Genomic DNA, 22412 nt, shown 5'->3' on the forward strand with positions numbered 1-22412 from the left:
GCTCGATGGCCCACACCCTACGGCCCTCAACTCCGCTTCGCTTCGTTCGGGCCTACCCGGCGTCTCGGCTGCTGGCTCGGGAGATACGTCCAGGGGGACCAGGGAGGCCGGGGTTTGTGTTTTTCGGGGGTTATTCGTGGACGACCACGAGCGTGCCGCGATTTTCGGGCGTGGACCAGACCGCGTGCCAGCCACGGGGGAGGCGAGGCTCGGCCCAGAAGAAGATCTTCTTGGCGTCGAGCGGGGAGAGGTTCACGCAGCCGTGGCTCATCTCCCGGCCGAAGTTCGAGTGCCAGAACGCGCCGTGCAGCGCATACGAGCCCTCGAAGTACGCGACGTACGGGACATCCTCGATGCTGTACGGGAGATCGCCCGCCACCGTGCCGTCGCCATCCATGGTCGTGGCGATGTGCTTCTCGCGGATCCGGAACGTGCCCTTGATCGTCGAGTGATCCTTCGCCTTGTTCGTCGACTTGCGCCCCGGCGACACGAGCGCCGCGTACACGGGCTTGTCGCCCTCGATCGCGACGATCGTCTTCCGCGTGAGGTTCACGTCGAGCCACTTCTCGCCCGGCGCGAGATCCGCCGGCGGCGGACCAGGCTCGGTGTACGTGGCGTCGACGCCCTTCATCCACCAGCCCTCGGTGGTCTGCCGGTAGACGACCGACTTCACCGTCGCCGTCACGCCCGTGAGACCGACCGCCGTGAACCGAGGCGCCGGCCCCTTCACCTTCACGTTCTTGTGCTCGTCGTCGATCTCGAACTTCGAAGACTTCGTCGCGAGGATGAAGCCGACCTGCTTGGCCCCCTCGGGCACGTCGATGCCCTGCGAGGTCGGCGGCTTGACGATGTACATGCGGTCGCTCGGCGCGACGAGGCCCGCCGTGGTCTTGTACCAGAGCCGCCCGTTCCACCCGAACGTCTTGTCCACCGCGACGAAGAAGCCCCTCACCATGCGCTTGGCGACGGTGCCGTCGGCCTCGCTCTCGAGCTCCTTCAGCGTGACGTTGACGGGCTTGCCCGGCTCGAGCTGCTGCCACCAGGGCTTCGCCGGCTCCTCGACCGCAGCGCCCGCGTCGAGCATCGCCGCGACCTCGGCCGAAGGCATGGGCGCAGGCGCGCTCGGTGCGCCCTCCGTACCCGCCGGCGCAGCCGCCGTGTCGCCCGCCGCAGACGCGCTCGCCGAAGGCGTCGCCGCGGCCGACGCCGTCTGATCCTTCGCCGCCTCGTCCTTCGCGCTCTCGGCCTCCTCGTCGGCCTTCTTCTTGCGGCGCGCCTTCTTCGCCATCTCGAGGTACGGCTCGTACTTGATCATGTCCTCCTTCGAGGGGACCGATCGGTAGAGCGGCGTGCCGTGCGCCGTGTTGTAGGCGTAGCGGTACGGGAGCACCTCTTCGAGGTTGGGCGACGTGATGCCCATGCGAACCTGCGGGTTCGCCAGATCCGTCGTCCCGTACTTGCCGCAGACGTAGCCGCCGTCGAGCAAGCGGTACCAGCCCTGCTGGCACGAGGCGTTCTTCGTGGGGTTCGGATCGACCGGGACCTTGCCGCCGAGCCGGATGTAACCGAGCCGCTTCTTGCCCGACTCCATCGTCGGGAAGACCGGCGTCTGCACCGCCAGCGCCCCGAGGAGCGGGCCGGTGTACGGCTTCTCGGCCTCCGCGACCTCCGCGCTCGCGTCCGCAGCGGCGTCGGCGCCCGCGTCGCGGGTGTCGGCCGGGACGGCCGTCGCGACACGCGCGGATCCCTTCGGGGCCGGGGGCGTCGTCGGGGGAGGGGCGGGGAGCTGGCTCGTGCGCGTGGGCTTGTCGACGGACGCGCCAGGCGGCGCATCGCCATGGCAGCCGCTTGCCCACGCGACGGCGCCCGCGAGGCCCGCCGCCACCGCGAAGCCGAGCGCGCTCGCCGCGAGCGTGGAGGGCGCCTTCCCCTCGGGAGGAGGAGGCGCAGGCTCGCGACCCGCCGGCACGCGGGAGTTCATCGCCACGCGGGGCCGATCTTGTTCACGCCGAGGCCGATCCACTGGAGAGCTTCCCATCGCCGAAAATTGCGCCTCGTCTTCTCGAACAGACGGGCTCGGGGGTCTTCGTACCCGGTCCTGCATCGTCGATCCAGTTCTCTGCAAAAGGGAGATGAAAGCCGCTTGAAAGGAACGTGCCACGAAGCGCTCGGCCCGATGACGCCCGGCGCAGCGCTGCTACCGTAGGGGCCGTGGAGCAGCGGACGCAGCCCCGTGGCCGTACAGACACGAAAGAAGCGCCGGCCACGGCCCTCTCGCGGCTTCGTGCGACCACGCGACGCGCCTTCGTGGTTGCCCTGACGATCGCGCTGCTCCTGCATTTGCCGCTGCTCCCGACGCGTCTGTTCGCTTGGCTCTCGCTGCTCCTCGGCGATCCGGTGGAGATGGTCGACATGGAGGGCGAGGTCGTGATCCCGATCGATCTCGATCTCGTGCCCGGAGAAACCCGAGCGCCCGCGCCCGCGTCAGACCCCGAGCCCGCCGCCGCGGAGCCCGATCCCGCCGCCGAACCCACGAAGCAAGCCGAGCCGAAGCCCAAGAAAAAAACGGAGCCGGCCGACGCAGGTCCGGACGCAGAAGCGCCCGACGCAGGCCCCGACGCAGAGGCCGAGGACGCAGGCGTAAGCGACGCAGGCCCAGAGGACGCAGGGGTTGCCGATGCGGAGCCGCTCGCCACGGATGGTGGAATGGAGGCGCACGACGCAGGCGCGCCGATCGCGGAGCTGCCCGACGCGGGCGTCGACGCGGAGGCCGTCGCGAAAGCAGAGCCGGACGCAGGCGCGGATGCAGCGGCACCGGTGCCCGTCGCCGAGATGCCCGACGCGGGCGCGGATGCCGGAGGCCCGAAGCTCAAGGATCCGCTCGCGGCGGCGGGTTCGCCCGCGGATCTCGCTTCGAAAAATCCGAACGTCCAGGTGCTCATCGCCGGCGACAGGATCCGCAAGCACGAGCTCGGGACCTGGTTCAGCCGGATCCTCGTGGGGATCCCGCAGTGGCAGTCCTTCTTCAAGGACACGCCCATCGATCCGATCCGCGACCTCGATCACCTGCTCATCGCAGGGCCGCAGTTCCGCGACTCGCGCAAGGTCGTCGCCGTGATGGACTTCAACGTGCCCGAGCCGAAGATCCGCGGCGCGGTTGATTCCATCGTGAAGCGCAGCGATCCGCCGGGCCACTGGCTCGACGATTCGCCCGTGCCCGCGGCGATCGCGAAGGCCGACAAGGGCGAGCGCATCTTCGCGCTCGTCCCGGGCAAACGGATCCTCGTGGTGATGCCCGCCGACGCGAAGGGCGAGCTCGCCAAGGTGAAGTCGACGAAGGGCTTCAACAAGTCGAGCGGCGTGGGGATCGCGCTCTCGATCGTCACGCCGCACCGGGCGTTCAAAGGCCTGCCCTTCCAGATCCCCGACACCTTCAAGTGGATGCGGCTCTCCGTGACGCCCACGGACGACGGCGGCGCGGACGTGCTCCTCGAAGCGCAAGACAAGGACGCAGCCTCGGCCGAGAAGCACGCCGGGGAGCTCGGGCCGGTCGTCGAGGGGTTCCGGAAGGTCGAGATCCCGTTCATCGGCCGGTTCGAGGTCCTCGGGCCGACGCCGTTCGTCGCCGAGGGGGACCTGGTCCGGGCCACCACGCACGTGACGAACAAGCAGCTCAAATACATCATGAGCGCGGTCGAGCAGCAGCTCGCGAAACAAGCGAAAGCCGCGGAAGAGGCGGGGAAAAAGGCGCCCTGACGCACGCTCGCCCCACAGACGCGCCTTCGAAAGAGCCCGGAAGACTAGCCAGGGCGCGCGCGTTCGGTTAAGTCGACCCGCGCGCGACGCGCGACAGAGCACGCCCTGCCATGCCCGCCGACCAAAAGCCTCACGAAGTCCTCGCCGAGCTCGCCGGCCATCCGCGCGGCGACGATCTGGCCCGCCTCGTCCACGCCATCGCGTTCGCCTGCGCCGACGAGCGAAGGACCTCGCTGCCCGACGGGGCCCGCGACGCCGCCTCCCGGCTCGGGCTCTCCACCGAGGACGCCGAGACCCCCTTCGGCAACGTGCTCGCCGCGCTCGAAAGGAGCCCGAACGAGCCCACGGGGCCCGCGACGCGCACCCTCCTGTCGGCCCTGCTCGCCCGCGGCATCGCGCTCGCCCCGCCCGAAGGCGTCGAGGCCGAGCGGCGCGTGGTCGAAGCGCTCGCGTGGATCGCCGCGCACACGCCGCTCGACGCGCTCTCCGCTGTAGATGCTGCGCTCGGGCCGAAGGCAGACGGGCTCTGGCGAGAAGCCGCAGCGCTCGTGCGCAGGGCGGACGAAGGCGCCGCGGCGCTCGTGGGGCGCGCAGGGGCACTCGTCGTGGCCGCGGCGCTCGGCGCGAGCTCGTCGTCGGCCGCGCGGGACGAGGCCCGGACGCTCGCCGCCGAGGCGCGTGATCCCGTGGTGCGCGCGCTCCTCCAGGAGGCGCGGAGCCCCGGCGCCGCCGCGGCCGCCGGCGAGCTCGTCCCGCCGCCGCGAGGCCCGGTCGCGCTCGTGCTGCTCGCCGTGACGGGGCTGCTCTTCCTCGTGCCGCTCGCCCGCCTGCTCGGGCGTTTCGTGCTCCGGTACCGCTGCCCCGCGGAGATGCGGGTCTCGCCGCGCTCGATCACGGTGCTGGCGAAGACGGAGCTGCTCGGACGGACGGTGCGAGAGCGGGAGATGGTCTTCCCGGTCGAGGGGCTCACGCGCGTGGCCCGCGAGGTGCGGTATCCGCGGCTCGCCATGTACGCGGGCCTCTTCGCGCTGGCGATCGGCAGCTACGTGGGCATCTCGCTCTTCGTCGACGGCGCGCGCGCCGGCTCGCCGGATCTGCTCGGCATGGGCGCGCTGCTCGTGGCCGTCTCCATCGCGATCGACTTCGCCCTCACGAACCTGATGCCCGCTTCGCGCGGGCGCTGCCGCGTCGTGCTCGTGCCGCAGAAGGGCCCGGCGGTCGCGCTCGGCCGCCTCGACCCGACGCTCGCCGACAGCGCGCTCGGCCGTCTCTTGCAGAGCAGCTCGTCGTCCTGACGGCTGCGCCGACCCTCCTCGGAAAAACGATCACGAATTTGGCCCGACGCGCGCGCCTCGGATAGGGGACGTCGTGTACCGGCGATCCGGCGCGCGTGGCGCGGCCGGGTGGGCGACGACCGACCCCAAAGGCCTCTGCGCGTGGTGCGCGGCCGAGGCGGCAGCCTGCCGGATCGGGAGAGGTGTCTCATGCGACGCAAGGGCGAGATGCTGGCGGAGCTCAAGCAGATGTTGAACGAGGCCCTCCGCGCGCAGAGCGCGGGCGCGAGCTACACGAAGCTCGCCAAGGCGCAGGGCGCGGTCGACGGATACATGCGTGCGCTGCTCGACTCCGGCGTCGCCACGAAGCAGGAGCTGCTCGAGCTCGTCGCCTCGGAGCGCGCGCGGGTGAACGGCCCGGCGACGCGCGAGATGCTGCTGGAGACGGCCGCGGAGATCGCTGCGGCGTAACGGGGTTTGGGGCGTAGGGCGCCGAAGGCGACTCGAAGCCCCAAGCATGGAACGCGAGGGCGCGCCCCGAAGAGCGCGCCCTCGTCGTCGTTCAGGGCGAGACGATCGCGACGTCGCCGCGCGGCCCCGCCTCGTCGAGGCGACGCCACCAGTTGACGAGCATCAGCTTGCCGTCGACCTCGATCGGACGCGAGAACGCGCCGGCGAAGCCGTCCTGATCGAAGGCGCGCAGCTTCCAGTCGACCTGATCCCCCGTCGGGGTGCCCACGGCGTACCGGAGCTTGCCGGCCGTCGCGTCCTGGTAGCTGATGTGGATCGCGCCGCTCGCGCCGACGTAGATCGCCGAGTCGTCGCCGACCAGGTGCTGGCCGTCGTCGAACTTCGTCGTCCCGTCGACCGTGAGGCCGTCGTCCACGAGGGCCGTGAACTTGACGGTCGTGCCCTTCGTGACCTGCGCGTAGCGAAGGCCTTCGGACAAACCGTCGACGTAGGAGAGGTGCCAGTCGCCCTTGTCGTCGATGAAGAGCGAAGCGCCGATGCCCATGTCACCCGTGTCGGTGCCGTCGGCCGCTTGCCCGTCGACGATCGTCGTCTGCCACATGCCCGCGTTCTTCGAGGCGATCACGAGGTTGCCCCGGATGCGATCGTAGAACGCGATGCCGAGGCCACCCGCGGGATCCTGCGCGAGCGAGATGTAGTCGCCCACCGCCTCGGGGTAGGTGTCGATCTTCGCCGGATCCAATGTGTCCGAGCACTGCACCGTGCCGCCGACGTCCACGCACGCCGAGCCCGATCCGCACTTCGGATCGCAGTCCGAGAGCTTCGCCTGGCACCGAGCGGTCTCCAGCACGCAGACGTCGCCGCTCGCGCAGTTGTACGCACGGCAGGGCGTGGCCTCGTCGACGGCCACGTCCTCGAACGTCCAGTCCGCGGCTGTCGGCGTCGCGCTCGTCGACGTCGCGAGGCGGACCTTCGACGAGACCGCGCCGTCCTTGCCAGGCTCGATCGAGAGGTACGCGATGGTGGGTTTGTCGCCGCCCGCCATGATGAGCTTCGCGTACCGCCCGATGTCCGCCTGCTTCTTCTGCTCGACCGTGATGACGTTCCAGGCGCCGCCCACGCGCTGGGCGAACTTGAGAGCCTTGTTCGTCCGGTCGTAGTAGGCGACGGCGGGGTTGCCATCGCTGGCCGTGGCGATGCTCGTCCACGTGCCAACGTCGTCGCCCGACTCGAGCTGGCCGCCGCGGAAGCCGTTCTTGTTGAACTTCGCCGGATCGACCGCAGGCTCGGCGGGGACACCGTCGATCGCGGACCAGCCGACGCTCCCGCTCTCGCCGTTCCACGTGCCGACGACGAGATCACCCCAGCTGTTTTCGTTCGCCCAGTCCGCCTCGACGTACCCGGCGACCCAGATCGACTTGCCCGAGATCGCGACCGACGTGTAGGCGCCGATGAGCCCGGGGTCGAGCGTCGTGCAGGCCGGCGCGACGCAGGTATATCCGCTCCCCGCGATCGCGCTGTCGTCGCCGCCGCAGCTGCAGCCGGCGAACGAGCCCGCCGCGCCGATGAACGCGAGCCCGGAGAGCGCGCGGATCGTGCGGCGCGACGAAGCGCGACGCGAAGGAGCAGCAGCCGGCGCGGGCTTCGCAGCCGCGGCCTTCGGCGAGCGGCGACGGCCGAACCGGATCACCGCGCCGAGAAGCGCGAGGCCGACGATCCACATCGGCTTGCCCTGCGCGCGATCGTCGCCGACGACAGCGCAGCCGCAGCCCTCGCCCGTGACGAGCGCGCGACCACGGATGAGCGCCTGCGATGCCTCGGCCACGTTACCCTCGGCGTCCTCGGCCTCGACGTCGATCTCGGCCGACTCGCCCACATCGACCATCCCGAGCTCGGTGGCAGGCTTCCACGAAGACCACGCGCCGCCGTCGAGACGGTAGCGCACGCGCGACTCGCCGCCGCCGCCCACGATGTCGCGGACGTCCACGGAGACGCGGTTGCCTTCCTGCACCTCGCCGACCGCGATCACGGGCGGCTCGGCGTCGATCACGACGTCGATCTCGGCCGGCGTCGCGTCGAGCGTCTCCGGTTTGCCCACGATGCGCGAACGCACGCTCACCGTGTGCTTGCCCTGCAGACGTAGCCACTCGTCGCGCACGTCGACGGTCCGCTCACGCGTGAACGGCTTCCACATGCCGTGATCGACGCGGTACGAGTACTCGACGGGCACCGCGCCCGTGTCGCTCGGCGACGAGAGCTGCAGCGTCACGATCGGCGCGTTCTCCTCGTCGACCGTGCCGAGGCGGAAGCCCTCGCGATCGAGCTTCTTCTCGATCACGCGCACGGCCGTCTCGATCGGCTCGGCCTTCGCCGCCGAGCCCGGGTTCGGCGCGATCGGCGACGCCTGGCCCACGCCGAGCGTCGCGAAGATGCCGAGGAAGCTGTCGCTGCCCTTCGAGAGCTTGCGCAGGCCTGCCGATCCCTTGCCTTCCACCGTCTCGGGGATCGTCAGCGTGAGGCCGACCGAGCTCAGCGCGTCCGCGAGATCGATCGCGCTGATGCCGCCGAGGAACTGCGAGCCGAGGCTGCCGAGGAGGCCCTGGAGCGCGCCCGCGATGACCGCCGGATCCTCCTTGAGGAGCTCGGAGTTCGTGACCACGCCGTTCGACACGCCGATCTTGTCGAGCACAGGCAAGAGGCCGTCCGGCGTGACCGTGAGGTTCACGGGCACGTCGAGATCGAACGTCGCCGTCATGAAGCGGATGAAGCGATCGGTCGACCAGATGTAGAAGTCGAACGAGGCCTGCTCGAGCTTCACGCGGATGAGCGGATCCGTGTTGATGTCCGTGCCGTTGCCGAACGTCGCCGTCGGCGGACGGCCCGGCCGGACGACGAGCGCGACCTGCTGCGGGTCACGTTGGAGGCCGAGGTCCCTGAGCGAGGACGCGAGCAGCGAGAGCGTGCCCGAGGCGAGCTGCGGCACCGTCTCGGTGGAGATGCCGAGGCAGAGGAAGCCGCTGTTGTACATGCCGTTCAGCGCGTAGTTCGCGAACCGCTCGGAGAGCGCGATCCCGACGTGCGGGCCCGCGAGCCCCGCGGGCCAGTCGCTCACCGTGTTGCCCACGAGCTCGTCCGGAACCGGGATGCCCGTCGGCACGTCCATGTTCGAGAACTTCACGCACTGCGAGATGGGCGTGGGCTCCGCGCCGCCGTACATGCCGAGCGTCGCGCCGCCCGCGACCGGGTTGAGATCACCCCACGCGTAGCCGCTGTTGTCCGTCCGCTGGCCCGCGCCGCCGACGGCGAAGAGGATGTCGAGGCCGCCCTTCGTGCCCGGCGAGATGCTCGCGAGCGCGCTGCCGAGGTCCAGGTGGCCGTCGGTGCCGAGGATGATCGAGGCGCACTCATCGCTCTCGGCCGTTCCATAACGACAAACGCCGCCCACGTCGTTCGTGCCGAGCGGGCAGGAGGGGTTGAGATCCGGGTTCGCCTGCTGGCAGAGCTGCTGCTCGATGGTCTCGGAGAGCGTGCCGATGAGCTCGCCGACGAGCAGATCGAAGATGACGCCCTTCATCGTGTTGAGGATGAAGTTCGAGAACCCGCCGCCGCAGAACTCGAGCGAGTCCTGGAGCTGGGTCTCGTTGACCTCGAGCGCGTTGACCTTGACGCGCGAGTAGCCGTGGCGCGAGTGCGCCGCGTTCGTGTCGACCTCGATCGAGATGTCGACGTTCAGATCGATGTTCGCGAACGCGGACGGCGTGGTGCAGCCGTTGCCGGTCAGGCGCCCGGTGGCGCTGTCGGGGATGCCGAAGTACGAGATGTCGAGCGGCAAGTCCTGCAGCCGGATCGGCAGCGGGCCCGTGATCTTGATGTTGTGCGGGTTCGCCGTGTCGATGTTGAGCTGGGCGTTGCCGACGTCGATCTCGGCGACGCACTTCGGCGGGTTCGAGTTCTCGTTGGGGCCGTCGGGGCAAACGTCGTAGCCGATGCCCGCGGTCGAGCCGCTCGTCGAGGGGATGGGGAAGGTGACGATGCCGCCGTTCCCGCTACCGCCAAGGAGACTCTTGGCCAGAGGCCCGAGGTTCTGTTCGAGGAACGTGAGCCCAGAATCCGTCAGCCGCACCGAGCCAGCGTTTTCGATCCGTGCCTGGGGATCGAAACCGCCGGGGAGCGGCGTCATTCCGCAGCCCGAGCATCCGCTCGAGCAACCACCACCGGCACAGCCGGCGATGAGGATCACGACCATGATCCCGATGAGATGTCTTAGAAAGCGAGGCATGGCGAAGACCTCCGAAAGCGCCACCGATGGCGGCCTCTCGCACGCACGAGAGGCCGTTTTTCACCGGATATGCACGATCGTACGCGTCCTACCGCGCACGCCGCAAGCGTGACGGACGGGACGTTCCCGCGTCAGAGCGGACAGCCGCCGTTGATCTTCACCGCGCTCGCCGCGAACTCCGCCCCGAGCTGCACCGCGTCGGCACACATCGCGTCCGCGGCCGCGTTCGTGGCGTGGCACCAGTCGCCCTTGTAATCGATTTTTCCGCCCGCATCGCGCACGCACTTCGCGATCGGCGCGGCGCCGTCGTCCTTGCCCGTGAGCAGCGCGCAGAGCGACTTCTTCGCGAGATCGACCTCGACGGCATCCGCGTCCTCGAGCGTGATGTACCCCTCGATCTTGCCCGCGTTGTTGAACGTGAACTGATTTTCTTCGGGGTACGGCTTGCAGAGGTTCAGCGGATCGAGGCCCTCGGCGTTGTAGCTGCCGACGCAGTTGTTGTTGGACGAGAGCTTTCCGTCCAGGATCCGCGCCTTCTTGAGCGGCAGGAGGATCGGTTCGCCGCCCTCGGCCGTGTACACGGGGACGATGATGTCCTGCCCCTCAGCCACCTCGAACGAGCCCTGGGACAGATCACTCGAGAACTTGATCGGCGTGATGTTGAAGCCGCTGATCATTTCGTTCACGAACGTATAACCGTCCGCGGGGTTCGCGACGGGCTTCGCGCCGCCCGTGCAGACGGTGTTCGACATCGCGTCGAAGTGGAGCAGCCACGAGAACGTGCCCGTGCCACCCAGGTTGCACTTGTTGTCGGCCAGCGCGACGCCGCTCGCGACGGTCTTGCCGATGAAGCTCGCGGCCGCGAGCGTCGCAGGCTTGCTGATGATGATCTGCGACATGCGCAGGCCAAACTCCGTCTTGCCCGCGTTGTCGACGTTCGCGATACACGTCGGATCGGCCGTGACGCACTCGGCCGTGAGCGCGCAGTTCGCGCCCGAAGGAGGCGGCTGAGAAGGCGGATTTTCATCGCCGCCGCAGCCGCTGCCGAGGACACCGAGAGACAAAAGCCCGAAGGCCGCGAGCGACGCGGCCACGTTCGAAAAGCGCATCCGTGTTTCCTCCACGCAAAAAGGAGCGCGCAGAGTACCACGGACGGCACCCGCTCCGCGCGGGGCGGAGCGGGCGGATCACATCGTGCTGGCGCCGAACTCGTAAAGCTTCTGGATCTCGGCGACGCGCCCGGAGACCTCGTCGCGCACGAGCGCGCCGACCTTCCCCGTGCCTACCGCCTCGACGCAAAACGACGCCGTCGCCGTCGCGTGCACCATCGCGCGCCGGAGCGCGAGCGGCGTGACCTCGGGCTGCGTCGCGAGGTAGCCGAGGAAGCCGCCCGCGAACGAGTCGCCCGCGCCCGTCGGATCGACCTCGTCTTCGAGCGGGAAGCCGTGGGCCGCGAACACGCCCTCCTCGTCGAAGAGGAGCGCGCCGTGCTCGCCGCGCTTGATGACGAGGCGCTTCGGGCCGCGCGCGAGGATGTCGCGCGCCGCGCGCCGGATGTTGTGGATGCCCGAGAGCTGCCGCGCCTCCTCGTCGTTCACGATGAGCACGTCGATGCGCTTCAGCATCGACGCGAGCAGCGCAGGCTCGCCCGTGATCCAGAAGTTCATCGTGTCGGCCACGACGAGGCGCGGCGCGCGCACCTGCTCGAGCACGTCGAGCTGGAGCGCCGGATGGATGTTGCCGAGCAGGAGGAACGGCGTGTCGCGGTACGCGTCGGGCAGGCGCGGGCGGAAGTCGGCGAAGACGTTGAGCTGCGTGTCGAGCGTGGTGCGGTGGACGAGATCCTGATCGTACCGGCCCGCCCAGCGGAACGTCTTTCCGCTCGCCCGCTCGATGCCGCGCGTGTCGATGCCGCGCGCCTGCATGGCGATGAGCACGTGCTCCGGAAAGTCGTCCCCGACGACGGCGACGACACGCACCGGCGCGAACACCGACGCGGTCATGGCGGCGTACGTGGCCGAGCCGCCCACGACGTCGCGCGCCTTGCCCGAGGGCAGGTCGAGATCGTCGAAGGCCATGGATCCAACGATGAGAATCGGCGAAGACGTGCTCACGGCGGCCCCTTCTAGCATGAGAGATCCGGCAAAAGCCACGACAGCCGCGCCCGCGTCTGCTCGGGTACGAGATCACGTCGGGTCATGACCGCGTTCGTGAGCGCGCCGTGCGCAGGGCTCGTCGTGGGATCGGGGAGCGTACGCGAGAGACCTCGCAGGGCGCGTCGCGCATACGCCACGTTCTCCCGAAGCACCGCGATCACCGCCTCCACCGTCACGACCTCTTCGGTCGCGTGCCAGCAGTCGTAGTCGGTCGACATCGCGAGCAGCGCGTAAGGCAGCTCCGCCTCGCGCGCGAGCTTGGCCTCGGGCATCGCCGTCATGCCGATCACGTGCACGCCCCAGCTCCGATAGAGATGGCTCTCCGCGCGGGTCGAGAACTGCGGCCCCTCCATGCAGACGTACGTGCCGCCGCGGTGGACCTTCTTCTGCGTGCCTTCGATCGCCTGCGCCGCGGCATCCGCGAGCGCGGCCGAGAGGTGCGGGCAAACCGGATCGGCGAAGGCCACGTGCGCCACGACGCCGCCCTCGAAGAACGTGCTCGTGCGGCGCTTCGTCAGGTCGATGAACTGATCGACGATCACGAGATCTCCCGGCGGGATCTCCTCGCGCATCGATCCGACCGCGCTCACGCTGACGAGGTGCGTGGCGCCGAGCTTCTTCAGCGCGCACACGTTCGCCCGGTAGTTGATCTCCGTCGGCGAGAGTCGATGGCCGCGGCCGTGACGCGGCAAGAAGAGGAGCGTCGTCCCGGACTCACGATCGCGGCCGCGGAACACGACGTCGCTCGGCGGGCCGTACGGCGTCTCGACGTCGACCTCTTCGACGTCCTCGAGGTCCTCGAGCGCGTAGACGCCGCTGCCGCCGATCACCCCGAGGACGTGGCTCACGCGGGCGCCCCGACCTTCCCCTCGGCGAGCATCTGCTCGCAGAGCAGCGCGTGCCGGCCGCGACGGCAGCGCTCGGCGAACACGACCGAACGAAGCTGGTCGTACGCGCGCTCGAGGTCGTCGTTGACGATCACGTAGTCGAAGAACCCGTAGTGCTCGATCTCGCCCTTCGCCGCCCGGAGACGGCGCAGCGTGGTCGGCTCGTCCTCGGTGCCGCGGCCGCGCAGCCTGCGCTCGAGCTCGGCGAGGGAAGGCGGCAGGATGAACACGGACGCGGCCTCGGGCATGCGCGCCTTGATCTGCCGCGCGCCCTGGTAGTCGATGTCGAAGAGCACGCCGCGCGCCTCGCGCTTGGCGATCTCGATCTCGGCGACACTCGTGCCGTAGGAGTTGCCGTGCACCGGCGCCCACTCGGCGAAGGCGTGCTCGCCGATCATCCGATCGAACGCGTCCTTGTCGATGAAGTGGTACTCGCGCCCGTCCACCTCGTTCGGGCGCGGCTTGCGCGTCGTGTGCGAGACCGAGAAACGCAGGTCGGGAAACTCCGCGCGCAGCCGGTTGCAGAGCGTCGTCTTGCCCGCCCCGGAAGGGGAGGAGACGATGAGGAGGAGGAAGTCGCTCACCATTCGTTTCGGTCTCGTGCTGGGGTGTTGGGGCCTTGGCGCGTGCGCGCGTCACTCGACGTTCTGCACCTGCTCGCGGAGGCGCTCGAGCTCGACCTTGATGCCGACGACGATCTGGCTGACCGAGGCGTCCTGGGCCTTCGCGCCGAGCGTGTTGGCCTCGCGTACCATTTCCTGCAGAAGGAAGTCGAGCCGCCGCCCCACAGGCTCGCCCCCGCTCGCCGCGAGCACGCCTTCGAGCTGATCGAGGTGGCTCCGCAAGCGCGTGAGCTCCTCGGTGAAATCACTCTTGTCGACGAGGATCGCGAGCTCGAGCTCGAGCCTGCCTCGATCCACCGTGAGCTCCGCGCTCGCGAGCAGCCGCTCGAGCCGCTCGTGCATGCGCCGCTGCGCCGCCTCGCGCAGACCGTCCGCCTGCGAAGCGATCGCCTCGATGAGGCGCCGCAAGGCCTGACAACGCCCCGAGAGATCCGCGAGCAGCGCTTCGCCTTCTGCCCGGCACATCGTGTCCATCGCCGAGATCGCGGCCTCGATCGCGCGGCGAACCGCGTCGCGCACCGCGGCGAGCTCCGGCCCCGCCGGCGGGATGAACAGATCCGGCACGGCCGAGAGCAACGCGAGCGGCAGCTCCGCGCCCGGCGCGAGCTCGTCACGCAGCGCGAGGAGCTGACGGAACGCCGAGCGCGCGCGCGCCACGTCGAGCGTCGCCGCCGTCAGCACCGGCCCCTCCGTGCGCACGACGAGCTCGACACGTCCGCGACGCAGCCGCTCGCGCACCACCTGCTCGGCGAAGAGCGCGATCTCGGCGAGCTCTCGCGGCAGCCGCGTCCGAACGTCGAGGAAGCGCTGGTTGACGGAGCGGATCTCGGCGAGCACTCGGCCCTCTCCGAGGCTCACCTCGCCGATCCCGAACCCCGTCATGCTCCGCATGGCTCTGCCGGATACGTCGCTCACCGAAAGAGTGCAACAACGTTAGTTGCAGCACCCGTACGAACGGCATTCTCTTGCGCACTTTGCGCGCGTCTTTCGGCCGCCCGCCGAGCCGCCTCGGCCGGACCGGAAGCCCGCAGGGCCTCCAGGTACGCGACGGTCGGCGCGATGCCGTCCTCCCACCGCACGGAAGGCTCGTACCCGAGGATCTCCCGCGCGAGGCTCACGTCCGCGAGCGAATGCCGCACGTCGCCCGGCCGCGGCGGGCCGTGCTCGACGGCGAGCGTCCGTCCGAGGACACGGCCGATCTCGACGCAGAGCGCGTTCAGCGACACGCGCCGCTCGCCCGCGATGTTGACGACCTCGCCGGCGAGCTTCCGGGGCGATCCGGCCGCGAGCAGATTCGCCCGCACGGCATTGTCGACGAAGCAGAAGTCGCGCGTCTGCTCGCCGTCGCCGAAGATCCGGATGGGCTTTTCTGCGAGCGCGGCGTCGACGAAGCGCGGGATCGCCGCGGCGTACGGCCCCTCGGGCGTCTGGTGCGGACCGAAGACGTTGAAGTACCGCAGGCACATCGTCTCCAGGCCGTAGATCGAGGAGAAGACGCGGCAATAGCTCTCGCACGCGAGCTTCGTCACGGCGTACGGCGAGAGCGGCATCGGCTGCATGTCCTCGCGCTTCGGCAGCACGGGCGTCTCGCCGTAGGCCGAGGACGACGCGGCGAACACGACGCGGCGAACCCCGACGCGGCGCGACACGTCGAGCACGGTGACGGTGCCGCCGACGTTCACGGCGTCGCTCGTGACCGGGTCCTCGACGCTGCGCGGCACCGACCCGAGCGCGGCCTCGTGGAAGACGACCTCGACGCCCGCGGCGGCCTTGGCGACGGCCTCGGGGTCGCGGATGTCGCCCTCGATGCGCTCGATCGCGGAGGAAGGGGAGATCCCGTCGAGGTTCTCCCACATCCCCGTGGCGAGGTTGTCGAGCACGCGGACGCGCTCGCCCGCGGCGACGAGCGCCGCGACGATGTTGCTGCCGATGAAGCCGGCGCCGCCGGTGACCAGGTAACGAGGCGTGGACATGCCCGATTCGATGCTCGAACGCGCGGGCGCTCGCGAGTTACTTCTTCTTGAACAGATCGTCGAGGCGGGACTTCGACTTGGCGATCTGCGCGGACGTATCTTCCGGGACGCCGTTCTTGAACGTGAAGAACGTGCAGAAGTTCGCCTTCTCCCGATCAGGGATGTACTCGGCGATCCGCTCCTTGCACTGGTTGTGCGCGGACGGATCCCAGTACTCGCAGTTCTTGCAGCAGTGCATGTCGACGCCGCAGTGGGGACACGTGTCGGCGCGCTGGAGCTTCACCTCGAAGACGAGCTCGTTCTTGCACTTGTGGCAGAAGTGGCGCTTCTGCTCGACCTTCGGAATCCAGCCCATCGGTCTCTACTCTCCCCTCAAACGAGGCCCTTGCGGCGCTGGATCTCGTTCTTGATCTTCTGGTACTCGACCTCCCAGGTCCGAGTCCCTTCCTGCAGGTTCTTCATCTTGTTCCGGACCTCGGCGTCGAGCTCATCGTCGGCCGCGAGGTACTTCTTCAGCACAGGCCGCATGCGACGCCGGAGGTCGTGATCCTGGCCGTAGACCTCGTCGACGTTGCCCGAGTGCATGAGCATCTCGATGCACTGGTCTAGCAAGTAGTCGAGGATGTCTTCGCCGATCTTGATCCCTTTTTGCTCGGCGATGATCTTCCGGATCCGCCCGAGCTCCGAGGGAGGCAGGCCGCGCGACTCGAGCGTGGCCTTCGACTTGTCCATCACTTCCTTTTCGGTCGCGAGGTACTGAGAAAAGACGGACTCCAGGTCTCGGACCACCTCTTTTCGGTCCTCACACTCGATCTCCCCGTTGTCCGCCAGGGTTTTGACGATTTCTTCGCTGAGAGGGGCAATTTTACCGCTAAAGAGGCGCATCCAACGATCCGTAGCTTCAGGGGAGCGGGGCACCGGATCCCCGCCGACTTGGGTTCTTCGGCTGGGGCTTCGGCCCCCGAAAGGTACGGGCCGTACTTCGGAGATGTCAACGCACGCCGCGTTCTTTTTCTGGGCCCGCACGGCGAAAAACGCACCTAGAGGAGCAGTCTCGATATGATGGGTAAGGATGCGATGGCACCGAACGTCCCGGCTCGTTCCGGCGCGGTTGGCAACGACGGGGGGCTCGATCCGGACGCACGCAAGCGGCGGATTTTGCGGCGTGGTGCGGTCGGTAGCGCGGCTTCGCCCGCGTCGCAGACCCTCCTGGCCGACGCTGGTACGATCCAGCGAGTGACGCGCGGCCGGCCCCTGGTGACCCAGGGCGACCCCGCGAACTCGGTGGTGATGCTCGGCAGCGGACGCGTCCGCCTGGTCCGGGCGCTGAACGAAGGCCACACGCTCTCGCTCGGCTACCGCGGCGCGGGCGACCTCCTCGGCGAGGCCGCGCTCGGCGGCGTGCCGAACCACCGCGAGAGCGCGATCGCCACGGAGGACGTGGAAGCGCTCGTCGTGCCGATCGCGACGATCCGCGGGCTCATGTCCTCGGATCAGGCCTTCGCGAACGCGCTGGTCGGCGCGCTCGTGGAGCGCAACGCCGAGACGGAAGAGCGTCTCGCCTCGATGCTCTTCCGCAACGTGGAAGCGCGCCTGGCCGAGTTCCTGCTCAAGGCCGCCCAGCGCTGGGGCATCCCCGATCCGCGCGGCGTCCTGATCTCGGCGCCCTTCACGCACCAGGAGATGGCCAGCATGATCGGCTCCACCCGCGAGACCGTCACGCTCACCCTGGGCGAGCTTCGCCGCAAAGGCATCATCGAGGTCGACCGCCGCCGCATCGTGGTGCTCGATCGCGAGGGCCTCAAGACCCGTACCTGATCACGCGTTCTCGGCCCCTGGCGGGAGATTTGGGGCTTTGCCCCAAACCCCAGCCGGGGGCTGTCCACCCCCGGCACCCCGGACCAAGCGCGGCCTGGACCGGGGGCGTAGAAACCGCGCGATGCGCGGTTTCTACGACGGGCCCGTGGCAAGACCCGAACCGAGCGTTGCCAGCCAAGACGGCGACGCGGCCCCTCCAGCAGACACGCCAACGCTGCCGCCTTGACGGGCAAGATCGTCGCTGGTCTTGACGCGGCCCGTGGCAAAAACCGCGCATCGCGCGGTTTTTGCATGTCCAGGGCTAGCCCTGCAAAGGGGGCGGACACCTAGCAAAATTTCCCTGCATCGACTGCGCTTCGCGCAGTCGATGCCCAGAGGTCCAGGGCTGGCCCTGGTCCGGGTCCAGGGGTGGACAACCCCTGGTCGGGTCCGGGGTGAAACCCCGGCGCTACGCTTCCCTAGCGATTCCGCTTCACAGGAACGCGCGTGGGAGCTCGCCCGCCGAGCTTCAACCGACGCATCACGGCGACCTTCTGCCGTTCCTTGTACTTGGCGTGGCTCGCGTCTCCGAGCTCGTTGGCTGCTTCCGTCTCGCGATCGATCAGCTGGAACTCGCACAACACGAACACGATTGGGCCGAGTGCCCACGCGGCTGGCGGCGCGAGCTCCATGATCTCGGGGGGTAGCCGCACCGGGAGATCAACCACGAAGTGGATCACGCGATAGCTCTGATCGCTGAACGTGTTGTTGCTGAGCGTCAGGCCGTCCTCCACGCCTGCTTGCAGCTCTCGGAGCAGCATGCGTAGGAACGGGTGACGCTCGCAGTAACTACGGAAGTGAAAGATTGTGTTCGTGCTCTGCCCAGGCACGACGTAGTTGAACGGGAACAGCCGCTCCGACAGGTAGAGCAGGATGGGCAGGATGTCGTCTGCCTCCCGCGTCACGATCCGGAACCGCAGCTTGTCGTAGATCGCTGCTGCTGTCGTGTCGGTCTTCGAGAGCAGCTTCGTGTAGAGCGAGTCCTTGTTTTTCCGCCCGCCGATGAACTCCGTGATGGGGAAGCCGGCTGCGAGCATCCCGCCCACGATCCGGTAGACCTTCTCCTCCACCAGGTGGAAGACATCCTGGTCGGACATCGGGATCGAGAAGAGCAGCTCACGCCCTTCGAGGTGATGGATGATGTGCATCGCCTTCAGGATCGTGCAGGCGCAGAGCTGCCTGTGACCCTTGCCCGAGGCGAGCACCAGGAGCTCCTCCACGGAGCATCGGGCGACGGGCTTGGGGATGGGGAATTCGAAGTGCCGCCGGAGATAGGCGATCGCTTCGTTTTTGATCGCCTCGAGTCGTGCGCGATCGGCGGGCTCTTCGGGTCGGAACTCTTGTGCTCGCAGGAGCGAGCGCGCCTCTTCCTCGTCGCGAACGTGGAGCCGGTGCCAGTCGACGACGGAGTCGCCTCGCAGGATGAGACGCACCGCCTCGAGATCCATCAAGGAGAACTCGTCGAGGCCCTTGAGGGAGCCGACGGTGTCGTACGTCATGACCCGAGGTTAACAGCGCCGAAGCGAGCGGCGTTCATGCACGCGCGTTTGGCGGGGAGGGGGGCGGCGCGTTCGGCGTCCGGCCGAGCGAGAGCGTGCCAAAGAAGATGCCGATCGTCAGGACGACGACGGCCGCGTGCCCGAGATATGCACCACTGCACCCGATCGCGGCGAAGGGGGCGAGAGCGGCCAGGTACCAGGGCGTGATCTTCATCGGTCCTCCATCAGTGCAGGCGACCCGTCCCTCGGATCGCCCTCCGGCGCTGCGGCGCTGCCCCTGTCCAGAAACGACAGGGTGCGCTCATCAGCGACAGATAAGAGCATGTAGGATAAGCTGCCACACCCCAAGCCAACGGGCCAAGAAGTAGCGGTGTCTGGGGCGCCGCATCAAGCGAATTCGTCACACGTTCCGTTCCCGCACGAAGCACCACGGGTACAAACGTTGAAATACCGAACGGATTCGTGCGGTTGACGTCGGCTTTGTAGGTCGTTTCTAGACCGGCGAACCGTGTCCCGGAAGACGCAGGCGATGCTTGAAGGACGCGGCCTGCCTCAGCGAAGCGGCACGGTGATCCGATCGCCGTCGCCGAGCTTCAGCGTGCGCTGCATCGAGTCGCTGCGATCCGCCCGGTCGACGCGGATGTCCAGTGCATACGAACCGTCCGGCAAGTGTACGGTCGTGTGGACGATTTTTGGCGCGCGCCCGGGCTCGAAGCGGAAGGAGCTGCCGCTGACGGGCTCCGCCTCCGCGCCGGACCGCGACCACGTCACGTCGAAGCCGACGACCGTGCCGACTTCGCCGTCGAGACGAAAATCGATCGAGCGCTCCTTGGGCCAGTGCGGCGCGAGCGACAGGACCGCCGCGCCGGCGCCCGCGAGCAGGAGCAACGACAGGAGCTGCCGCCTCCGCGGCGAAGGCGCGAACAGGGGCTTGGCCGCGCCTTCGGCTTCGGCTTGCGTCTCCTCGTCCGTCGTCGTTTGCGGCTGCATCGGGCGCAACGTGACGAGCGGGAGAGGGGAAGTCAACGCGCGGCGCGGATCAAGGCGAGCGGTTCGCGCGGATGCGGCCGACGAGGCCCGTGATGACTTGATCGGGCAGGTTACCGAACGGCGGCATCTTGTTGCGGCCCTTGCGGATGACCTCGGCCACCTGCTCGTCCGTCACCTGCGCCTGCCAGTCCGAGCGCGTGAGATCGGGGGCGCGCATCATCGGGCCTTGTGGCCCGTCGCCCTTGCCGCGCTGGCCGTGGCAGCTCGCGCAGTTGCGCTGCCAGGCGATCTCCACGAGGCTCTGATCGGGCCCCTGCGCGGCTGAGCCCTGCGGACGCGCGGCGACCTGCCCGGGTTGCTGACCGAGGGGCTGATCGTGATCCGTCGCCTTCCACTCGCGCACGTCGTGCGAGGAGCGATCACACCCCGTCGCGAAGATGAGCGACGAGCCGAGGAGCAGCGACGTGAGGACGAGCGGGCGCATGGCCATGAAGGGATGATGGGCCCGGGGCGGGTTGGCCAGCGTTTTCGGCGGCTGGTTTCGCCTCACCCCGGGGTCCGGGTTGGGAGCGAGAAGGAGGGCGTCAGGAAGGCGGGAGCGCGGGCGAGGGGAGACGCGGGAGCGTCAGGGCGCGCAGGCGTCGAGGACCTTGGGCGCGCCGCCGTCGACCGGCATCTTCATGATGGGCTTGCCGTTGATCGCCGCGTTGATGAAGTCGGTGCGGCGGTTCTGGGCCTTGCCCTCGGCCGTCTTGTTGTCGGCGACGGGCTTCGTCACGCCGAACCCGACCGCGATGAGGCGCTTGCAATCGACGCCCTTGCCGACGAGGTACTTCGCGGCCGACTGGGCGCGGCGCGCGGAGAGGTCGAGGTTCTTCGCCGCGTCGCCGTCCGAGTCCGTATGGCCCTCGATGCGGAGCAGCGTCACGTTCGCCTTCGCGTCGAGGTACGACTTCACCTGATCGAGGATCGGGAAGCTGACCGGATCGAGCTCGGCGCTGCCCGTCTTGTAGACGATGGCACCCGGGAGGAGGAGCTTGTTGCCCTCCATCTTGACCTCGGGCGCGGGCGCCGCGGCCGGCGGGGGCGGCGGGGGCGGCGGAGGCGGCGGGGGCGGCGGGGGCGGGGGCGGCGTCTCCGCACCACCACCCACGGACGCAGAGGCCGTGCAGCCAGTCATCGCGCCGAGGGCGCCAACCATCAGCACGGTGCAAAGAACGGGAGCCAGGAACTTTTGCATAGAGATTGATCTCCTCCGAGAAGCACGGGCCGCGGCCAAGCCATGGTTCACCGGCGTGCAGGCAGCCGTCGAGCCGAACGGGGTCTTGGACGCGCTTCTATCAGGTTTCTTCAGGCGGTTTGGAGTTTTTCTTTCGCCTCTCGACCCCCCACCCAACGTCGGAGCGCGCGTACGCCTTACGCGTCGTGCTTCCTGCTCCTCGACGTTTTACGCGGGCCGAACGGCTCACCCGGGCACGTTCCCGCCGCTGACGCTCCCGGTCCCCCCTTCCTCGACGAACCCCCCTGACAAACCAGAGGGCGCAGCCGTTTCACACGCCCTTCCCCCCGCTGGCGTGCGCCGGATGCGCCCTCTGCTCTCGACTCTTTCGATCTCCAACGGTCACTTCGGGCGACGAGGGGCCGTGCGGTGGGCCGGCCCCTCGTGTCCGACGCGAGCTTTCACGGCATCGGGGCGCAGGGATCCGGCGGGGGCTCGCCGGGCATCGCCACCGGGCCGAGCTGCACGGTCTTCGCGTTGAAGCCGAGGCCGATCGAGATGCCGTCACACTCGACGGCCGGATCCTGCGTGCCGTCCTTCATGATGTCGGACGCCTGGCGGATCTGGTTCAAGATGCTCTGCAGCGTCGGCGACATCGGATCGCAGAACGACTCGTCGAACGCCGCCGCGACCTTCGAGATCTCGCTGATGAGCGCCTCGGTCTCGATGACGCCGGCGATCGTGCCGTTCGTCCCGCCGTTGCGATCGGCGTCGAGGTCCACGGTGATGACCGCGCTGTTGATGTCGAGCGCGATCGTGAAGCCGCTGATCGAGAGCGAGAGCTTGACCGTGCCCTTCGTGCCCGAGACCCACGTGTTCTTCACGACGTAGCTCTTCGGGAAGACGATCTTCGCCGACGTCGGATCCGACGTGTCGTTCAGGAGCTCGGGCAGGAGCGGCCACGGGTCGGTGCCGTCCCACTTCGGCGTCGCGCCGAGGTTCGCGCCGCCGTAGAGCTTCGTCGACAGGCTGTTGCAGTCCGCCGACGTGCCGAGCGTCGACATGTCGAGCATGATCGTGAACTCACCGTCCGCGATCGCCTGGTTCGCCTGCACGCTGAGGTCGTTCGAGAGGCCGAGGATGACGGGCAGGATGTTCTTGCCGAACGAGTTGTCCCGGCCTTCCTCGCCGTCCGGATACACGGCCGCGGGCGAGCCGCCCGCGCGCGGCTTACACAGGCCGACCGACGCCTTCGTCGTGGCACGACCGTCGAGATCGTAGCCGAAGCTCTTCCAGCCGTTCGTGGGATCGGACGTACCGTCACGCTTCGTGTCACCGAGGAAGATCTGGCTCATCGCCATCACCTTGCCCGGCCCCTCGCAGGCCGCCGCACCAGCGGTCTCTTCCGGGGGCGCGAGACCCACGGGA

The 22412-nt window shown here is 68.7% G+C and carries 20 protein-coding genes; 4 read left to right on the forward strand and 16 right to left on the reverse strand.

Translation table 11 applies throughout. The annotated features are described in order from the left end of the window. Nucleotides 1–130: 130 nt before the first annotated feature. Nucleotides 131–1981 (reverse strand): L,D-transpeptidase, encoded by a 1851-nt coding sequence (locus QHF85_RS12310; RefSeq protein WP_281327354.1) that lies wholly within the window; start codon nucleotides 1979–1981, stop codon nucleotides 131–133. Between the two features lie 230 nt (nucleotides 1982–2211). Between QHF85_RS12310 and QHF85_RS12315 the strand changes: the two genes are divergently transcribed. The 3 genes from QHF85_RS12315 to QHF85_RS12325 all read left to right on the forward strand — a co-directional run bounded on the left by QHF85_RS12315 (nucleotide 2212) and on the right by QHF85_RS12325 (nucleotide 5501). Next, nucleotides 2212–3756 (forward strand): hypothetical protein, encoded by a 1545-nt coding sequence (locus tag QHF85_RS12315; protein ID WP_281327334.1) that lies wholly within the window; start codon nucleotides 2212–2214, stop codon nucleotides 3754–3756. A gap of 110 nt (nucleotides 3757–3866) precedes the next feature. After that, nucleotides 3867–5051 carry a hypothetical protein gene (locus QHF85_RS12320; RefSeq protein WP_281327335.1) on the forward strand — a complete coding sequence of 395 codons (1185 nt, stop codon included), beginning with the start codon at nucleotides 3867–3869 and terminating at the stop codon, nucleotides 5049–5051. Between the two features lie 189 nt (nucleotides 5052–5240). Beyond that, nucleotides 5241–5501 carry a hypothetical protein gene (locus QHF85_RS12325; protein WP_281327336.1) on the forward strand — a complete coding sequence of 87 codons (261 nt, stop codon included), beginning with the start codon at nucleotides 5241–5243 and terminating at the stop codon, nucleotides 5499–5501. 91 nt (nucleotides 5502–5592) lie between these two features. Here the strand turns inward: QHF85_RS12325 and QHF85_RS12330 are convergent, their stop codons facing one another. From QHF85_RS12330 to QHF85_RS12370, 9 genes are all read right to left on the reverse strand, one after another. Beyond that, nucleotides 5593–9780, reverse strand: coding sequence for a hypothetical protein (locus QHF85_RS12330; protein ID WP_281327337.1), 4188 nt, complete (start codon nucleotides 9778–9780; stop codon nucleotides 5593–5595). Nucleotides 9781–9911: 131 nt separating this feature from the next. Continuing rightward, nucleotides 9912–10889 (reverse strand): hypothetical protein, encoded by a 978-nt coding sequence (locus QHF85_RS12335; protein ID WP_281327338.1) that lies wholly within the window; start codon nucleotides 10887–10889, stop codon nucleotides 9912–9914. A 78-nt stretch (nucleotides 10890–10967) separates the two neighbouring features. Then, complete coding sequence (locus QHF85_RS12340) at nucleotides 10968–11894, reverse strand: PfkB family carbohydrate kinase (RefSeq protein ID WP_281327339.1); 927 nt, start codon at nucleotides 11892–11894, stop codon at nucleotides 10968–10970. An 11-nt stretch (nucleotides 11895–11905) separates the two neighbouring features. Next, entirely contained in the window at nucleotides 11906–12784 is an 879-nt protein-coding gene (gene mtnP, locus QHF85_RS12345) for an S-methyl-5'-thioadenosine phosphorylase (protein ID WP_281327340.1), read from the reverse strand. Further along, entirely contained in the window at nucleotides 12781–13410 is a 630-nt protein-coding gene (gene gmk, locus QHF85_RS12350; RefSeq protein ID WP_281327341.1) for a guanylate kinase, read from the reverse strand. The genes mtnP and gmk overlap by 4 nt, the downstream gene beginning before the upstream one ends. Nucleotides 13411–13458: 48 nt before the next feature. Further along, on the reverse strand, nucleotides 13459–14337 hold the full coding sequence (locus QHF85_RS12355) for a YicC/YloC family endoribonuclease (protein WP_281327342.1): 879 nt from the start codon (nucleotides 14335–14337) through the stop codon (nucleotides 13459–13461). Nucleotides 14338–14357: 20 nt separating this feature from the next. Beyond that, a complete protein-coding gene (locus QHF85_RS12360; RefSeq protein ID WP_281327343.1) occupies nucleotides 14358–15419 on the reverse strand; it encodes an NAD-dependent epimerase/dehydratase family protein in 1062 nt (353 codons plus the stop codon). A 37-nt stretch (nucleotides 15420–15456) separates the two neighbouring features. Then, entirely contained in the window at nucleotides 15457–15774 is a 318-nt protein-coding gene (locus QHF85_RS12365; protein ID WP_281327344.1) for a hypothetical protein, read from the reverse strand. A 17-nt stretch (nucleotides 15775–15791) separates the two neighbouring features. Beyond that, a complete protein-coding gene (locus tag QHF85_RS12370) occupies nucleotides 15792–16304 on the reverse strand; it encodes a DUF507 family protein (protein WP_136929694.1) in 513 nt (170 codons plus the stop codon). A 351-nt stretch (nucleotides 16305–16655) separates the two neighbouring features. Between QHF85_RS12370 and QHF85_RS12375 the strand changes: the two genes are divergently transcribed. Then, nucleotides 16656–17237, forward strand: a complete 582-nt coding sequence (locus tag QHF85_RS12375) for a Crp/Fnr family transcriptional regulator (RefSeq protein WP_281327345.1) — start codon at nucleotides 16656–16658, stop codon at nucleotides 17235–17237. A gap of 458 nt (nucleotides 17238–17695) precedes the next feature. Here the strand turns inward: QHF85_RS12375 and QHF85_RS12380 are convergent, their stop codons facing one another. The 6 genes from QHF85_RS12380 to QHF85_RS12405 form a co-directional block, all read right to left on the reverse strand. Continuing rightward, nucleotides 17696–18775, reverse strand: coding sequence for a TIGR04552 family protein (locus tag QHF85_RS12380; RefSeq protein WP_281327346.1), 1080 nt, complete (start codon nucleotides 18773–18775; stop codon nucleotides 17696–17698). Nucleotides 18776–18809: 34 nt separating this feature from the next. Then, nucleotides 18810–18989 carry a hypothetical protein gene (locus tag QHF85_RS12385; protein ID WP_272423088.1) on the reverse strand — a complete coding sequence of 60 codons (180 nt, stop codon included), beginning with the start codon at nucleotides 18987–18989 and terminating at the stop codon, nucleotides 18810–18812. Between the two features lie 338 nt (nucleotides 18990–19327). Further along, nucleotides 19328–19801, reverse strand: coding sequence for a hypothetical protein (locus QHF85_RS12390; RefSeq protein ID WP_281327347.1), 474 nt, complete (start codon nucleotides 19799–19801; stop codon nucleotides 19328–19330). Between the two features lie 13 nt (nucleotides 19802–19814). Continuing rightward, entirely contained in the window at nucleotides 19815–20249 is a 435-nt protein-coding gene (locus QHF85_RS12395; RefSeq protein ID WP_281327348.1) for a cytochrome c, read from the reverse strand. A 141-nt stretch (nucleotides 20250–20390) separates the two neighbouring features. Next, the gene (locus tag QHF85_RS12400; RefSeq protein WP_281327349.1) at nucleotides 20391–21005 is read right to left on the reverse strand and encodes an OmpA family protein; all 615 of its coding nucleotides are present in this window, start codon (nucleotides 21003–21005) and stop codon (nucleotides 20391–20393) included. Nucleotides 21006–21445: 440 nt separating this feature from the next. Further along, complete coding sequence (locus tag QHF85_RS12405) at nucleotides 21446–22408, reverse strand: hypothetical protein (protein WP_281327350.1); 963 nt, start codon at nucleotides 22406–22408, stop codon at nucleotides 21446–21448. Between the last annotated feature and the right edge of the window lie 4 nt (nucleotides 22409–22412).

The sequence above is a fragment of the Polyangium sp. 6x1 genome, from assembly GCF_029946515.1.
Lineage (GTDB): Bacteria > Myxococcota_A > Polyangia > Polyangiales > Polyangiaceae > Polyangium.

What these genes read in the sequence shown, in the direction of transcription:
- QHF85_RS12385 (WP_272423088.1), bottom strand. Translation starts at nt 18,989, where the DNA reads ATGAAGATCACGCCCTGGTACCTGGCCGCTCTCGCCCCCTTCGCCGCG.
- QHF85_RS12325 (WP_281327336.1), top strand. Translation starts at nt 5,241, where the DNA reads ATGCGACGCAAGGGCGAGATGCTGGCGGAGCTCAAGCAGATGTTGAAC.
- QHF85_RS12395 (WP_281327348.1), bottom strand. Translation starts at nt 20,249, where the DNA reads ATGCGCCCGCTCGTCCTCACGTCGCTGCTCCTCGGCTCGTCGCTCATC.
- QHF85_RS12380 (WP_281327346.1), bottom strand. Translation starts at nt 18,775, where the DNA reads ATGACGTACGACACCGTCGGCTCCCTCAAGGGCCTCGACGAGTTCTCC.
- QHF85_RS12320 (WP_281327335.1), top strand. Translation starts at nt 3,867, where the DNA reads ATGCCCGCCGACCAAAAGCCTCACGAAGTCCTCGCCGAGCTCGCCGGC.
- QHF85_RS12355 (WP_281327342.1), bottom strand. Translation starts at nt 14,337, where the DNA reads ATGCGGAGCATGACGGGGTTCGGGATCGGCGAGGTGAGCCTCGGAGAG.
- gmk (WP_281327341.1), bottom strand. Translation starts at nt 13,410, where the DNA reads ATGGTGAGCGACTTCCTCCTCCTCATCGTCTCCTCCCCTTCCGGGGCG.
- QHF85_RS12360 (WP_281327343.1), bottom strand. Translation starts at nt 15,419, where the DNA reads ATGTCCACGCCTCGTTACCTGGTCACCGGCGGCGCCGGCTTCATCGGC.
- QHF85_RS12310 (WP_281327354.1), bottom strand. Translation starts at nt 1,981, where the DNA reads ATGAACTCCCGCGTGCCGGCGGGTCGCGAGCCTGCGCCTCCTCCTCCC.
- QHF85_RS12335 (WP_281327338.1), bottom strand. Translation starts at nt 10,889, where the DNA reads ATGCGCTTTTCGAACGTGGCCGCGTCGCTCGCGGCCTTCGGGCTTTTG.
- QHF85_RS12370 (WP_136929694.1), bottom strand. Translation starts at nt 16,304, where the DNA reads ATGCGCCTCTTTAGCGGTAAAATTGCCCCTCTCAGCGAAGAAATCGTC.
- QHF85_RS12400 (WP_281327349.1), bottom strand. Translation starts at nt 21,005, where the DNA reads ATGCAAAAGTTCCTGGCTCCCGTTCTTTGCACCGTGCTGATGGTTGGC.
- QHF85_RS12330 (WP_281327337.1), bottom strand. Translation starts at nt 9,780, where the DNA reads ATGCCTCGCTTTCTAAGACATCTCATCGGGATCATGGTCGTGATCCTC.
- QHF85_RS12365 (WP_281327344.1), bottom strand. Translation starts at nt 15,774, where the DNA reads ATGGGCTGGATTCCGAAGGTCGAGCAGAAGCGCCACTTCTGCCACAAG.